This window comes from Aminomonas paucivorans DSM 12260 (genome assembly GCF_000165795.1).
Taxonomy (GTDB): Bacteria; Synergistota; Synergistia; order Synergistales; family Synergistaceae; genus Aminomonas; species Aminomonas paucivorans.
The window spans coordinates 1518836-1531391 of sequence record NZ_CM001022.1 but is presented as its reverse complement, the minus strand read 5'-3'; the positions used below and the strand labels follow the sequence as shown (position 1 = coordinate 1531391).

The window sequence follows — 12556 nt, the reverse complement described above, 5'->3', positions numbered from 1 at the left end:
GCTACCCTTCCGGTTCCTCCAGGAGGGAAAGCTGCCGGAACCGGGAGGAGGGCTCGAAGCCCAGGTAGGCGAAGGTTCCCCGGGTGGCCTTGCGGCCCCGGGGGGTGCGTTCCAGAAAGCCCTTCTGGATGAGGAAGGGTTCGTAGATGTCCTCGATGGTCTGGGCGTCCTCGTTCAGCGCCGCCGCCAGGGTGGAGAGCCCCACGGGGCCCCCGTCGAAGAGTTCCACCACTGCCCGAAGGAGCTTGCGGTCCCCGTCGTCCAGGCCCTCCGGGTCCACCCCCAGCATGTCCAGGGCGGAACAGGCCACGGTCCGACGGATGCCCGCTTCACCGGAAACGGCGGCCACGTCCCGTACCCGGCGGAGCAGCCGCAGGGCCACCCGAGGGGTTCCCCGGGAACGACGGCCGATCTCCAGGGAGGCGTCCTCTTCGATCTGCACGCCCAGCACCTCCGCGCCTCGGGTCACGATCTTCGTGAGGTCCCGAGGGTCGTACAGGTCCAGCTGTTCCACGATGCCGAAGCGTGCCCTCAAGGGGGAGGTCATGAGGCCCAACCGGGTGGTGGCTCCCACCAGGGTGAATCGGGGAAGCTGCAGGCGGACGCTTCGCGCCAGAGGTCCCTTGCCCACCACGATGCAGAGGTTGTAGTCCTCCATGGCGGGGTACAGGATCTCCTCCACCGTCACCGGCAGCCGGTGGATCTCGTCGATGAAGAGCACGTCGTGGGGCTGAAGGTTGGAGAGGATGGCCGCCAGGTCCCCCGCCCGTTCCAGGGCGGGGCCCGTGGTGATCCGGAGCTGTCCCCCCATCTCCCGGGCGATGATGCTGGCCAAGGTAGTCTTCCCCAAGCCGGGGGGACCGTAGAAGAGGGTGTGGTCCAGGGGTTCCCCTCGTTGCCGCGAGGCGGCCACGAAGATGCGGAGCTTCTCCTTCAGAGAGTCCTGTCCGATGAAGGAGTCCAGGGTCTCCGGGCGCAGGGACAGATGGTCCTCCTCGTCCTTCCGGGGGGTCCCGTTGCCCTGCCTCAGAGTCTCCATGAGCTTGCGATCCCGGCTCTCCACGGCGGCCTACCGCTTCTGAAGCCGGGCCAGGGCCAGGCGGAGCAGGTCCTCCTCCGCAGGTTCCTCCCCTTCCAGGGAGCGACGGGCCTCCTCCAGGGCGGATCGAGCGGTGCTTCGGGAAAAGCCCAACCCTTCCAGAGCGTCCGCCAGGGACTCCACCCCCGCTTCCAGGGGGCCCGTCTCTCCCGCCGCGGTCCCGAAGAGCCGATCCAGCTTGGGACGCAGCTCGAAGCAGATCCGCTCCGCCCGCTTGGCCCCCACGCCGGGGGCTCGCCCCAGGGAGGCCACGTCCTGGGCGCGGATCGCCGCCACCAGTTCCGCCACCGAGAAGACCCGAAGGAGGGCCATGGCCATCCGTCCCCCGATGTTCTTCACCTGGATCAGTTCCTGGAAGAGCCTGCGCTCCTCCTCCCCCCCGAAACCGTAGAGGGAAGGACCGGAGTCGGTGAGGATCAGTTGGGCCAGAAGCCGCAGAGGATGTCCTTCCTCCGCCTGCTCCAGGACGGTTCGGGAGGCGAAGACCTCCAGGCCGAAGCCGTTCACGTCGATCCAGAGCGCTCCGTCCCGGGCGGATTCCACGACGCCCGAAAGGCTGCGGATCATGGGAACAGGACCTCCTTCCTCTCCAGGGAGGCGAGGGCGAGACCCGCCACCGCCACTGCCAGGGCGTCCGCCGCGTCGTCGGGTCGGGGCAGCTCGGACAGGCCCAGGAGGCATTGGACCATCCCCTGAACCTGCCGCTTCTCCGCCCCCCCGTTCCCGCAGACCGCCAGCTTGACCTCCGAGGGTTTGGGTTCGAAGAGGGGGACTCCCAGCTGGGTGGCGAACAGAAGCACCACCCCTCGGGCCTGCCAGACCATCTCGGCGGTGGTGACGTTCTTGCCGAAGTAGAGCCGTTCCACCGCGACGACGGACGGGTGCCAGGCTCCCGTCCGTCGTCGCAGTTCCTCGTAGAGCATCCGAAGCCGGTCGGGAAGAGGTTCTCCGGGAGGGGTGCGTACCACCCCGTACTCCTCCGCCAGCAGGCGGTCCCCCTTCTGGCGCACCAGGCCGTAACCCAGGGTGCCGAGGCCCGGGTCCAGGCCCAGGCAGAGGGGGGAGGCGGGGTCAGTCACCGAGTTCCTCCAGGATCTCGTCGGGGATGTCGAAGTTGGCGTAGACGTTCTGCACGTCGTCGTGTTCCTCGAAGCGCTCCACCATGGTGAGGAGCTTCGAGGCTTCGTCCTTTCGGGTGATGGAGACGGTGTTCTTGGGAACCATGGAGATCTCCATGGATTCCACGGGGTACCCCGCTCCCTTCAGGGCGATGCCCACTTCGGAAAGGGAAGAGGGGTCGCAGTACACGTCGAATCCTTCGTCGTCCCCCTGGAGGTCGTCGGCTCCTGCCTCGGCGGCCACGCCCAGGAGGGCCTCCTCGTCGATGCCCTTGCCCTCCACCCGGATGACCCCGCGGCGTTCGAAGTTCCACGCCACGCACCCCGCTTCCCCGATGGCCCCGCCGCTCTTGGTGAAGAGGGAGCGCATTTCCGGGGCGGTGCGGTTCCGGTTGTCCGTCAGGGTCTCCACCATGATGGCCACCCCGGCGGGGCCGTAACCTTCGTAGGTCACTTCGTCGTAGATGGCCCCTTCGATTTCCCCGGAACCCTTCTTGATGGCCCGCTCGATGTTGTCCATGGGCACGTTGCCCTCCCGGGCCCGGTCGATGGCGACCTTCAGCCGGAAGTTGGCGTTGGGGTCCCCCCCTCCCGCCTTGGCAGCGGCGATGACCGCCTTGGTCAGACGCTGGTAGGCCGCACCCTTCTTGGCGTCCTGAGCCGCCTTGCGGTGCTTGATGTTTGCCCATTTGGAATGTCCGGACACGTTGAATCACCTCATCCGTATAGTAGGGTTCAAAGGGAGCCCGTAAAGGGCCCCGCCGATGCCGAAAACGCGGGGGTCAGGCTCCGGGGATGGCGACGGGGGGCATGGAGCGCTTGTGTTCCGAGGAGAGGAGGGCCTTTTCGATGCGCTCCCGCACCGCTTGGGTGACGTCTCCTCCGGAGAGGTAGGTGTCGATTTCCCGGTAGGAAAGCCCCATCTCCCCCTCGTCGGTCTGCCCCGGCCAGAGCCCCGCCGTGGGGGGCTTATCCACCACCTCCGGGGGGATCCCCAGGTGGCGGGCCAGTTCCCAGACCTCGTGCTTCAGGAGGTTGCCCAGGGGCAGAAGGTCTACCCCCGAATCCCCGTGTTTCGTGAAGTACCCGTAGGCCAGCTCCGCCCGGTTCCCTGTGCCGCACACCAAGTAGCCCAGGGTCTGGGCCAGGGCGTAGAGGGCAGTCATGCGCAGTCGAGGTTTCAGGTTGGCCCGGGACAGGGGGCTCAGGGGCTCCGGGGAAGCGGCCTCCAGGCTCGCCAGGAGGGCGTCGTGAGTCGGTCCCAGGTCCACCGTGCGGGTGGGCAGGTCCAGGGCCCGGGCCACAAGCATGGCGTGTTCCGCGTCCACAGGCTGGCTGTGGCAGGGCAGAAGCACCGCCAACATGCGGTCCCTGCCGAAACAGCGCCGAAGCAGCGCCGCCACCACCGCGGAGTCCACTCCCCCGCTCAGGCCCACGATGCCCCCTCGGGCTCCCGCTTCCCGGGCCCGTTCCGTCAACCAGGATTCCAGGAACGATGCCAAACCCTCGGGGTTGCGAACCGGGATGTCCGTCATGGGATGCCTCCGTCCTTTTTCGGGTTTCTTCGAGCAATCCATTTTAGCATATCTCCGTTTCCTCCTCCCCTGGAGCGACGGAGGTGTCCTCCCTTTCCCGGTTTTCTCCTAAGAAACCGTACAGGTCCGGTCGGCGATCCCGGAACGCCGGGAGAGCCTTGCGGGTTCGGGGCACCAGGGAGAGTTCCAGGTCGGCCGTCCCGATCTCCTCCTCCTCCCCCGCCTCGTAGAGCACCGTCCCGTCGGGAGCCACCACCAGGGAGTGGCCTCCGTATAGGTCTGTTCCTCCCCAGCCCGCCCGGTTGACCCCCACCACGAAAAGTTGGTTCTCCATGGCCCGGGCCCGAAGCAGGGTTCTCCAGGCGTCGATCCGGGAGAGGGGCCATTCGGCGCAGACTCCGATCACCTCCGCTCCCTCAAGAGCCATGCGGCGCAGAAACTCGGGGAAACGGATGTCGTAACAGACCGCCGCGGCGAAGCGTACCCCTCGAAGGGAAGCGAGGAGGGGGGCCTTTCCCGGGATGAAGTGCTCCGGCTCCGCGAGGAGGGGGAAGAGGTGGACCTTGTCGTAGGTGCCCCGCACTCCCCCCGCCTCGTCCAGGAGGAAGGCCCGGTTGGCCAGTCCCTCGGGAGTTCGCCAGGGCAGAGTACCCGCCAGAGCCCAGGACCCGGTGTCCCGGCACCAGGTCGCCACCTCCTCCAGGCAGGCGGGGCTTTCCTCCGCCAGGGCCTCCATGCGGGGGTTGTCGTAGGAACCGGACCACAGCTCCGGCAGGATCGCCAGATCGCAGGGAGCCAGCCCGTCCAGGGCTCGGCGGACCTTCGCGCGGTTGGCCTGAGGGTTCCCCCACGCGACGTCCAGCTGGAGCAGCGCCACCCGCAGGGTCTTCACGGCCTTCCCTGCTCCGCCAGCCGGTCCACCACGAAACGCAGCAGGTCCGGGGTGACCCGGAAGGAATACTCCGTGTCCAGGCGTTCCGTCCACTTGTGGGCGTCCTTGCCGGCGGTTCCCACGTTGAGGATGGGTACGTCCAGCTCCAGGAGCCGTTCCCTGTCCAGATCGTAAAGCGTTCCCCAGCCGGGCAGGTTGCGCGCCAGGGCCTCCAGGTCCTCTTTCCTGCCCTGGAAACCCAAAAAGCTCAGGTCCGTGATCCCCCCGAAGACCTCCCGGATCTCCAGGGTCTCCCCGTGGGTCCTTTGTGCGTGTCCCACCAGGTCCTGGGCCACCTCCCGAAGGTGTTTCTCCCCTTCCGTTCGGTTTTGGTTCAGCCGCTGGGGGTAGTACGGGGGGAGAAAACCCAGGACCGCCAGGGGACCCTGGACCCCCACCGCGTCCAGGGCGGCTTCCAGGATGCGGAGGGACTTTTCCCGCGCATCCAAGTGGGGATCCAGGCGGGCCAGAACCCCTTCCGGGTCGAACCCCTTTCTTCGGGCCTGTTCCAGCAGGTCTCCCGCCTCCAGAACCTGCCCTCTCGGAGTGGGGGCGTCCTGGGGCAGCAGACCGCAGGCCGTCAGGTCCCGCTGTCGTTTCTCCAGCGCCGTCGCCAGGGCGGACGAAGCCCGGTCCCGGAACAGATCCAGCACCTCTGCGGGGGTTCGGGTTACCGTAAGGAGGTTGAAGTAGACCGCCGCCCGGGCGGGTACCGTCACGGAATAGGCGCGACGGCGTATCTCCAGGCCCATGCAGATGGCCGGGGAGAAGACCCCGTCGGGGGTCCGCTCGCAGGTCTGGGGGTCCCCGTCCAGGGCCTCCACCAGGGAGGAGGCCAGGAGGGCCGCGTTGATTCCCAGGGCGACCTCCCCCACGTGGGCCTCCCGACCCTGCAGAAGGGCCAGGGGCATGATCTTGCCGATGGTGCCCACGTAGAGGGGACGGACCGGTCCTTCGGACCCCAGATCGCAGGGTTCCGCGTTCAGACAGGCCAGGTAGCGCAGCCGCTCGTTCCGGGCCAGGTCCGTCAGGAAGGGAATGGCGCCCCTCATGCCCGCCGAATCGTTCTCCTCGTCCACCACCGGGCAGAAGAGGAGGTTCACCCCGAAGCGTTCCGGATTCTCCAGGGCCTCTTCGAAGAGGTCCAGGTGGAGGGCGATGCCCGCCTTCATGTCCATGGTGCCCCGCCCGAAGAGGAAGCGTCCGGAACGGAGGTCCCGCCGGGCCTCCTCCGGCAGGTCCGCAGAGGCCATCCTTCGGGTCAGTTCCTCGGGGTCGTAGGCCCAGGGGGTCAGGGGGCCGTACCCCTCCGCCTCCACCACGTCCACGTGCCCCATGAGGATCACCGTGTCCTTCGTTCCGGAAGGACACCTCCAGAGGGCCGCCACGTGGCTTCGCCCGTAGGGGTCCCGGGGCAGAGGGTAGCGGAACAGGGAGCAGCACCCGGGTTTGCGGGACAGGGCTCCCGACAGGCGCCTTTCCAGGTCGTCCATGACCCGATTCTCGCCGTCTCCCGCGGCGGAAGGGCTGGGAATGCGGCACAGCTCCAACGTGGTCGCCCGCAGTTTGTCGAAACGATCCATCCTGATCCTCCTTCTCTTGCCTGGGCCGGACGGTCCCCCGATACTGAGGGGGTGTCCTTTCCAGGATTGTAGCCCCCACCCTGAGAGCGAGGCGAGGTTCGTGAGCTCAAGTGAAGAAGAAAACGGGAAAACCCCTGCTCTGGCGCGCTTCAGCGTGTCCCTTCCCGAGGAGCTTCTGGAGGCCTTTGACCGCTGGATCCAGCGACAGTCCCTGGGGACTCGCTCCGAAGCCCTGCGCAAGCTGATCCGAAGGTTCATCTCCGAGTCCCTCTGGGAGGAACGAAGCGGCGAGGTGTGCGGCACCTTGACCCTCCTCTACGACCACCACAGCAGGGACGCGGTGGGGGAGCTGACGAGACTGGAACACGACTTCGAGGACGTGATCGTCTGCACCACCCACATCCATCTGGACCACGACCACTGTCTGGAGGCGGTGCTCCTCAAGGGGCCGACCTGCCGGGCCCGGGCGTTCTCCGAGGCCCTGATGGAAAAGGGGCTCCTCTACGCCGCCCCCTCCCTGACTCCTCTCAAGGAATCCCTTTGGGGACGTTCCTGATCCTTCGGCATAAAGCGAGAGGGGAGACGGCCCTGCGGGCCGTCTCCCCTCTCGGGTCTTGATCGGGACGGGTCGAAGAGACCTAGAGGTTCCCGATGCTGGCCACCATGGTGGCCTTGATGGTGTGCATGCGGTTCTCCGCCTCGTCGAACACCCGGGAGCAGCGGGACTCGAAGACGTCCTCCATGACTTCGTAGCCCTTCACCGCGGGGAGGCAGTGCAGGAAGATGGCCTCCTCCCGGCCGATGGCGGCCATGAGTTCCTTGTTCACCTGGTAGGGCTGCAGCAGGGCCTTCCGCTCCGCCAGCTTGTCCTCTTCGCCCATGGAGGCCCACACGTCGGTGTACACTGCGTGGGCGCCCTTCACCGCCGCCTTGGGGTCATCCAGGACTTCGATGACCGCTCCGGACTGACAGTCCTGGGCGATCTTCCGGCACTCCGCCACCAGCCCATCCTCCGGGAAGAGGGACTTGGGGGAACCGATGACGAAGTGCATGCCCATCTTGGCGGCGCCGATCATGAGGGAGTTGGCCATGTTGTTCCGTCCGTCCCCCACGTAGACCAGCTTGATGCCCTTCAGGGTGCCGAACTCCTCCTGGATGGTGAGGAAGTCCGCCAGCACCTGGGTGGGGTGGAACTGGTCGGTCAGACCGTTCCACACGGGCACGCCGGAGAACTTGGCCAGATCCTCCACCACGGACTGCTTGAAGCCCCGGAACTCGATGCCGTCGAACATCCTGCCCAGCACGCGGGCGGTGTCCGCCACGTCTTCCTTGTGTCCCAGCTGGATGTCGTTCTTGCCCAGGTACTCGGGGTGGCCGCCCTCGTCGATGGTGGCCACGGTGAAGGCGCAGCGGGTGCGGGTGGAGGGCTTCTCGAAGATGAGGGCCACGTTCTTGCCCGCCAGCAGATCCCCCCGGATTCCGGCGCGCTTCTTGTTCTTCAGGTCCCGGGAAAGGTCCAGGAGAAACTGGATCTCGTAGGGGGTGTGGTGCTTCAGGGTGAGCAGATGGCGACCGCGCAGGTTGACAGCCATGGTTGTTTCCTCCTTCAGGATTGGTTTGGAATGGGTTGGTTCAAGCGGTGCTCTATCTCCATCCCTTGCGGGAGGGGATGCGTGTTGTTTCTTCCCTAAAGGGATTCCCGCCACAGGGGCATGCTCATGCAGCGGGGGCCGCCACGACCCCGGCCCAGTTCCGCCCCCTTGATCTCGAAGACCTTGATCCCGTTCTCCCGCAGGACGCCGTTGGAGACCACGTTGCGCCGATAGGTCACCACCACCCCCGGAGCGATGGAGAGGGTGTTGGTCCCGTCGTTCCACTGGTCCCGGGCTGCGGCGATGGGATCCCCGCCGCCGGTCTCGATCAGACGCACCCGGTCGATGCAGAGGTTCTTCCGCAGGCAGTCCACCAGGTCGGAGCTTTCCTCCACCGAGAGAAGGTCCCCCGATTCGTCGTAGTTCAGCTCCCAGATCCGCATCTGTTTTTGGACCCCCGGGTAGATGGTGAAGGCGTCCCGGTCCACCATGGTGAACACCGTATCGAGGTGCATGCAGGCGCGGTGCTTCGGGATGTCCACCGCCAGGACGGTGCGAATCCCCGCATCCCGGGCGAGACGGCGTCCCACGAGCTGGACGGTTCCCGAAGCGGTGCGTTCGCTCATCCCCACGGCGACGCAGGTGGGAGAGAAGACGTGGAAGTCCCCCCCCTCGATGGTGTAGGGGTAGGTGTCTCGGGGTTCCTCGCCGAAGAGGATCTGCACGTTTTCGAAGTAGGGGTGGTGCTGGAAGATGTGCTTGGCGTAGAGGGGTTCCCGGCGCCGGGCGGGGTAGTGCATGACGCTCACGAGGACCCCCTGATTGACGAACATGTAGGGATCCCGCTGGAAGTAGAGGTTGGGCAGGGGGCGGATGAAGAAGTCGTACTCACCCGAGGACCTCAGGACCAGGCTTCGGCAGGATCCCAGGAGGGAGACCGCCTCCTTCTTGGTGAGTCCCGCGATGAGGACTTCCGCAAGGCTGGCGGGGTCCATCTCCATGAGCACCGATTTGAGGCCCGAGGCAAGGAGCGGATCGTGGGCCTCCAGGGCCAGAACCTCGTCCAGCAGGGGAGAGCGGATTTCCTTCTCCCGAAGGACGTGGGCCAGGCAGTTGCTGAAGTACACCACCTCGACGCCGTTGTCCCGCAGGAGGTCCGCGAAGGCGTCGTGTTCCTTCTGGGCTTCCTCCACCCAGAGGATGTCGTCGAAGAGCAGTTCGTCCTTGTTGTCGATGGTGAGGCGTTCCAGTTCCTTGCCGGGATGGTGCAGCATCACCCGTCTCAGTTTGCCGACTTCCGAGCCCACGCTAAAGGATCGATTCGTGCACACCCGACCGGCCTCCCCTTTGAAAATAAACCAACTTGCGTTTTCAGTTCACGCGAAGGATCATAGCACAGCGATTCTCCCTTGCCAATTCCCCGTCAGGCGTCGGTGCACCTCCGGATCAGGATGTCCTCCAACGCCTTTTGGACCCGCTCCTCCAGCTCCTCCACCGGCCAGGTTCCCAGGGGGACGCCTTTTCGGAAGAGGAGGAAACCCCCTGGGGCTCCGGCCACCCCCAGGTCCGCCCCCGCCGCCTCTCGAGGACCGTTCACTTCGCAGCCCATCACCGCCAGGGTGAATCCGTCGGGAAGACGCTCCGCCAGGGGGCGGAGCCGTTCCACCCATTGGAGGACCTCGATGCGTCGCCGCCCGCAGGTGGGGCAGCTCACCCAATGGGCTCCCCGTTCCCGAAGTCCCAGGGAGCGAAGGATCTCGTACCCCACGCGAACCTCCCGGACCCCCGGGGCAGAGAGGCTGACCCGAAGGGTATCTCCGATCCCCTGGGAGAGGAGGATCCCCAACCCCACGGAGCTGCGCACGGTTCCCTCCTCCAGGGGGCCCGCCTCGGTGATGCCCACGTGCATGGGGTATCCGTAGCGGCTGCTCAGAAGCTGGTTCGCTCGGACGGTCTCCCCCACGTCGGAGGACTTGGCGGACAGGAGCACCCGCTCGAAGCCCCGATCCAGGAGGACCCGAAGTTGTTCCTCCACCGCCTGGGCCAAGGCCAGCCCCCGGTCGCCCCCTGCCCGCTCCAGCTGCCCCCGGTTGAGGGAGCCTCCGTTTGCCCCGATGCGCAACACCGCCCCCGTTTTCTCCACTTCCCCCAGAACTTCCCGAAGGGGCCCCTCCCCTCCCAGGTTCCCGGGGTTGACTCGCACGGAGGGACAGCCTGCGGTCAGGGCGGAAAGGGCCAGGCGGTGGTTGAAGTGGATGTCCGCCATCAAGGGGATGGGGCTCTTCTCCACGACGCGGGCCAGGATCGGTTCCTGGTCCAAGGACGTGTAGGCGGTGCGCACCAGCTCGCATCCACTGGCGTGCAGGGCGTTCAACTCCTCCATGCACCCTTCCGGGTCCGCAAGGGGGGTCTTTAGCATGCTTTCCACTCGGATCGGAGACCCCGCCCCGATGCTCAACCCTCCCAGAAGCAGGGATCCATGGCTTCCCATAAGCGTTCTCCTTTCTTGGGCCTAATGCTGAAGAAGACGGCTTACATCCTTCCAGGTCACGAAGAGGATCATCGTCAGAAGCAGGACGAAACCGGCGTAGTGGATGTAGTTCTCGTAGCGCTCCGGCACCTTGCGGCGCAGCACCGCCTCCAGTCCCACGAAGACCAGACGCCCCCCGTCCAGGGCGGGGAAGGGAAGGAGATTGAGGAGGCCCAGATGCAGGTTGAGGATGGCCAGGAAGGAGAGGAATTCCCAAAAGCCCTGTCGAGCCGCTTCTCCCGCCATGGAGGCGATGCCCACGGGCCCCGTGAGGTCCACCTTCTGGGTCCGGAAGACCCACCGCCAGATGCCCGAGAGGATCTCCATGCCCATCCTCCAGGAGTACCCCCACCCCTGGGTCGTGGCCTCCAGAAGGCCCATGGTTCGCCTCGCCGGTCGGACCCCCAGGAGGGGGGCCTTTTCCTTGGGGTCCGTGGGGATCTCCACGGTGAGGAAACGCAGAACCCCCTCCCGTTCCACCTCCAGGTGGACGGGTCCCTTGGGGGCCTCCCGACGGATGGCCGAAGCCATGGCCTTCCAGTCCTCCACCTTGCGGTTGTTGATGCCCACGATGCGGTCTCCGGGCTCGATCCCCGCCTGCTGAGCGGGGTATCCGGCCATCACCTCCCCGACACGGGGGGTCTGGAGGTCCAGGATTCCGTAGCCCATCAGAAGCAGGACGGTGAGGATCCAGGCCAGGAGGAGGTTGAAGGCCGATCCTGCCGCCAGGATGACGAAGCGCTGTCCCGCCGTCTTCCCCCCGAAGCTCCGTTCCGGGGGACAGGGGGTCTCCCCCGGCTCCCCCATCCCCGCAAGGCGGACGAACCCTCCCAAGGGGAAGAGGCGCAAGGACCACCGGGTTTCCTTTCCCTGACGGGAAAGGACGGCGGGTCCCATGCCGAAGGCGAATTCGTCCACCCGGACGCCGCAGGCCCGGGCGGCCAGGAAGTGCCCCGACTCGTGGATCACCACGCTGATGCCGATGACGACAAGAAAGGCCAGAAGGCTGGTCAACGGGGGCGTACCTCCTCGGACATGCCGCAGAGGCTTCGGGCCTTGCGTCTGCCCTGTTCCACCAGGTCCACCGCGTCCGCCAGGGAGGCGGGGGCAGGGCCGTCGTAGGAGGAGAGCACCTGGTCCAACACCGCGGCGATGCGGAAGAAGGGAATCCGTTCCGAGAGAAAGGCCTCCACGGCCACCTCGTCCGCCCCCACCAGCAGGGCCGGGTAGGGGCCGTCCTCCTGTCCTGCCCTGCATGCCACGGTGAAACCGGGAAAGCGGATCGGATCCACCGGCTCGAAGCGCAGGTCCCACACCTCCGGGCCGGGAAAGTCGAAACCCTGGTCCAGCAGGGGCAGGCGATCCGGATAAGCCAAGGCTGCGGCGGCGGGAAGCCTCATGTCCGCGGAGGAAAGGAGCAGCTTGCACGAACCGTCCTGGAAGAGCGCCAACCCGTGGACCTGGGATCGGGGGTGGATCAGGGCTCCCACCTTTTCCATGGGTTGGGCAAAGAGGCGCATCGCCTCGATGCACTCGATCCCCTTGTTTACCAGGGTGGCGCTGTCCACGGTGATCTTGGGCCCCATGCGCCAGACGGGGTGGGCGAGGGCGGTTTGAGGGGTCACGGCGTCGAAACGATCCAGGGGGAGGTCCCGAAAGGGGCCTCCCGAGGCGGTGAGCCAGAGCTGCCGAAGCCGGAGGGTCGGTTCTCCGTGGAGACACTGCCACAGGGCGCTGTGTTCGCTGTCCACCGGCCGGAGCTGGTCCGGGCGCCTCAGTTCCGGGAGAACCCAGGGCCCCGCCACCACGATGCTCTCCTTGTTGGCCAGAGAGACGTCCCGATCCAGACGGATCGCCTGGACCAACGCCTCGATGGCGTCGGTCCCCGAGGACGCGAAGACCCAGTGGTCCACCTGTTCGGTCTCTACCAGGTCGAGAAGTCCTCGGGTGCCGCGATAGAAGCGCGTCTCCGGATCGGGAGAAAAAGCCTCCCCCGGGGCGGTCAGGCAGAGAGCCTCCGCCTGCAGTTCCCTTCCCAGGGCGAGCAGCGCCTTCCCGTTGCTGCGGGCGGCCAGAGCGGTGACCCGGAAGCGGTCGGGGAATCGACGGCAGATGTCCAGAGTCGCCGATCCCACGCTGCCCGTGGCTCCCAAGATTCCGACGCGCAT

13 protein-coding genes are annotated in these 12556 nt (G+C 66.5%); 1 reads left to right on the top strand and 12 read right to left on the bottom strand.

The features are described from left to right. Nucleotide 1 precedes the first annotated feature (1 nt). The 7 genes from ruvB to APAU_RS07185 all read right to left on the bottom strand — a co-directional run bounded on the left by ruvB (nucleotide 2) and on the right by APAU_RS07185 (nucleotide 6266). Nucleotides 2–1039 (bottom strand): Holliday junction branch migration DNA helicase RuvB, encoded by a 1038-nt coding sequence (gene ruvB / locus APAU_RS07215; RefSeq protein WP_040345846.1) that lies wholly within the window; start codon nucleotides 1037–1039, stop codon nucleotides 2–4. Between the two features lie 30 nt (nucleotides 1040–1069). After that, entirely contained in the window at nucleotides 1070–1666 is a 597-nt protein-coding gene (gene ruvA / locus APAU_RS07210; protein ID WP_006301053.1) for a Holliday junction branch migration protein RuvA, read from the bottom strand. Further along, entirely contained in the window at nucleotides 1663–2178 is a 516-nt protein-coding gene (ruvC, locus tag APAU_RS07205) for a crossover junction endodeoxyribonuclease RuvC (protein ID WP_006301052.1), read from the bottom strand. The genes ruvA and ruvC overlap by 4 nt, the downstream gene beginning before the upstream one ends. Then, on the bottom strand, nucleotides 2171–2923 hold the full coding sequence (locus APAU_RS07200) for a YebC/PmpR family DNA-binding transcriptional regulator (RefSeq protein ID WP_006301051.1): 753 nt from the start codon (nucleotides 2921–2923) through the stop codon (nucleotides 2171–2173). Before APAU_RS07200 ends, ruvC begins: the two co-directional genes overlap by 8 nt. A 76-nt stretch (nucleotides 2924–2999) precedes the next feature. After that, a complete protein-coding gene (nadE, locus tag APAU_RS07195; protein WP_006301050.1) occupies nucleotides 3000–3752 on the bottom strand; it encodes an NAD(+) synthase in 753 nt (250 codons plus the stop codon). Nucleotides 3753–3795: 43 nt separating this feature from the next. Continuing rightward, nucleotides 3796–4644 carry a carbon-nitrogen family hydrolase gene (locus APAU_RS07190; RefSeq protein WP_006301049.1) on the bottom strand — a complete coding sequence of 283 codons (849 nt, stop codon included), beginning with the start codon at nucleotides 4642–4644 and terminating at the stop codon, nucleotides 3796–3798. Beyond that, complete coding sequence (locus APAU_RS07185) at nucleotides 4641–6266, bottom strand: M20/M25/M40 family metallo-hydrolase (RefSeq protein ID WP_006301048.1); 1626 nt, start codon at nucleotides 6264–6266, stop codon at nucleotides 4641–4643. The genes APAU_RS07190 and APAU_RS07185 overlap by 4 nt, the downstream gene beginning before the upstream one ends. 100 nt (nucleotides 6267–6366) lie before the next feature. Here APAU_RS07185 and nikR point away from each other — a divergent pair, with 100 nt between their 5' ends. Then, nucleotides 6367–6822, top strand: coding sequence for a nickel-responsive transcriptional regulator NikR (nikR, locus tag APAU_RS07180; RefSeq protein WP_006301047.1), 456 nt, complete (start codon nucleotides 6367–6369; stop codon nucleotides 6820–6822). Nucleotides 6823–6904: 82 nt separating this feature from the next. Here the strand turns inward: nikR and argF are convergent, their stop codons facing one another. The 5 genes from argF to APAU_RS07155 form a co-directional block, all read right to left on the bottom strand. Further along, nucleotides 6905–7858: an ornithine carbamoyltransferase gene (argF, locus tag APAU_RS07175; RefSeq protein WP_006301045.1), complete on the bottom strand. Its 954-nt coding sequence runs from the start codon at nucleotides 7856–7858 to the stop codon at nucleotides 6905–6907. A gap of 95 nt (nucleotides 7859–7953) precedes the next feature. Next, nucleotides 7954–9165, bottom strand: coding sequence for an arginine deiminase (locus APAU_RS07170; RefSeq protein ID WP_232207703.1), 1212 nt, complete (start codon nucleotides 9163–9165; stop codon nucleotides 7954–7956). A 116-nt stretch (nucleotides 9166–9281) separates the two neighbouring features. Further along, the gene (gene ispG / locus APAU_RS07165; protein ID WP_006301043.1) at nucleotides 9282–10349 is read right to left on the bottom strand and encodes a (E)-4-hydroxy-3-methylbut-2-enyl-diphosphate synthase; all 1068 of its coding nucleotides are present in this window, start codon (nucleotides 10347–10349) and stop codon (nucleotides 9282–9284) included. Between the two features lie 21 nt (nucleotides 10350–10370). Further along, nucleotides 10371–11402 (bottom strand): M50 family metallopeptidase, encoded by a 1032-nt coding sequence (locus APAU_RS07160; RefSeq protein WP_006301042.1) that lies wholly within the window; start codon nucleotides 11400–11402, stop codon nucleotides 10371–10373. Continuing rightward, nucleotides 11399–12556, bottom strand: coding sequence for a 1-deoxy-D-xylulose-5-phosphate reductoisomerase (locus APAU_RS07155; RefSeq protein WP_006301041.1), 1158 nt, complete (start codon nucleotides 12554–12556; stop codon nucleotides 11399–11401). Before APAU_RS07155 ends, APAU_RS07160 begins: the two co-directional genes overlap by 4 nt.

Bases quoted from the DNA above. Each gene is read 5' to 3' on its own strand.
- argF (WP_006301045.1), bottom strand. From the start codon at position 7,858: ATGGCTGTCAACCTGCGCGGTCGCCATCTGCTCACCCTGAAGCACCAC.
- ruvA (WP_006301053.1), bottom strand. From the start codon at position 1,666: ATGATCCGCAGCCTTTCGGGCGTCGTGGAATCCGCCCGGGACGGAGCG.
- APAU_RS07185 (WP_006301048.1), bottom strand. From the start codon at position 6,266: ATGGATCGTTTCGACAAACTGCGGGCGACCACGTTGGAGCTGTGCCGC.
- nadE (WP_006301050.1), bottom strand. From the start codon at position 3,752: ATGACGGACATCCCGGTTCGCAACCCCGAGGGTTTGGCATCGTTCCTG.
- ruvB (WP_040345846.1), bottom strand. From the start codon at position 1,039: ATGGAGACTCTGAGGCAGGGCAACGGGACCCCCCGGAAGGACGAGGAG.
- ispG (WP_006301043.1), bottom strand. From the start codon at position 10,349: ATGGGAAGCCATGGATCCCTGCTTCTGGGAGGGTTGAGCATCGGGGCG.
- APAU_RS07155 (WP_006301041.1), bottom strand. From the start codon at position 12,556: ATGCGCGTCGGAATCTTGGGAGCCACGGGCAGCGTGGGATCGGCGACT.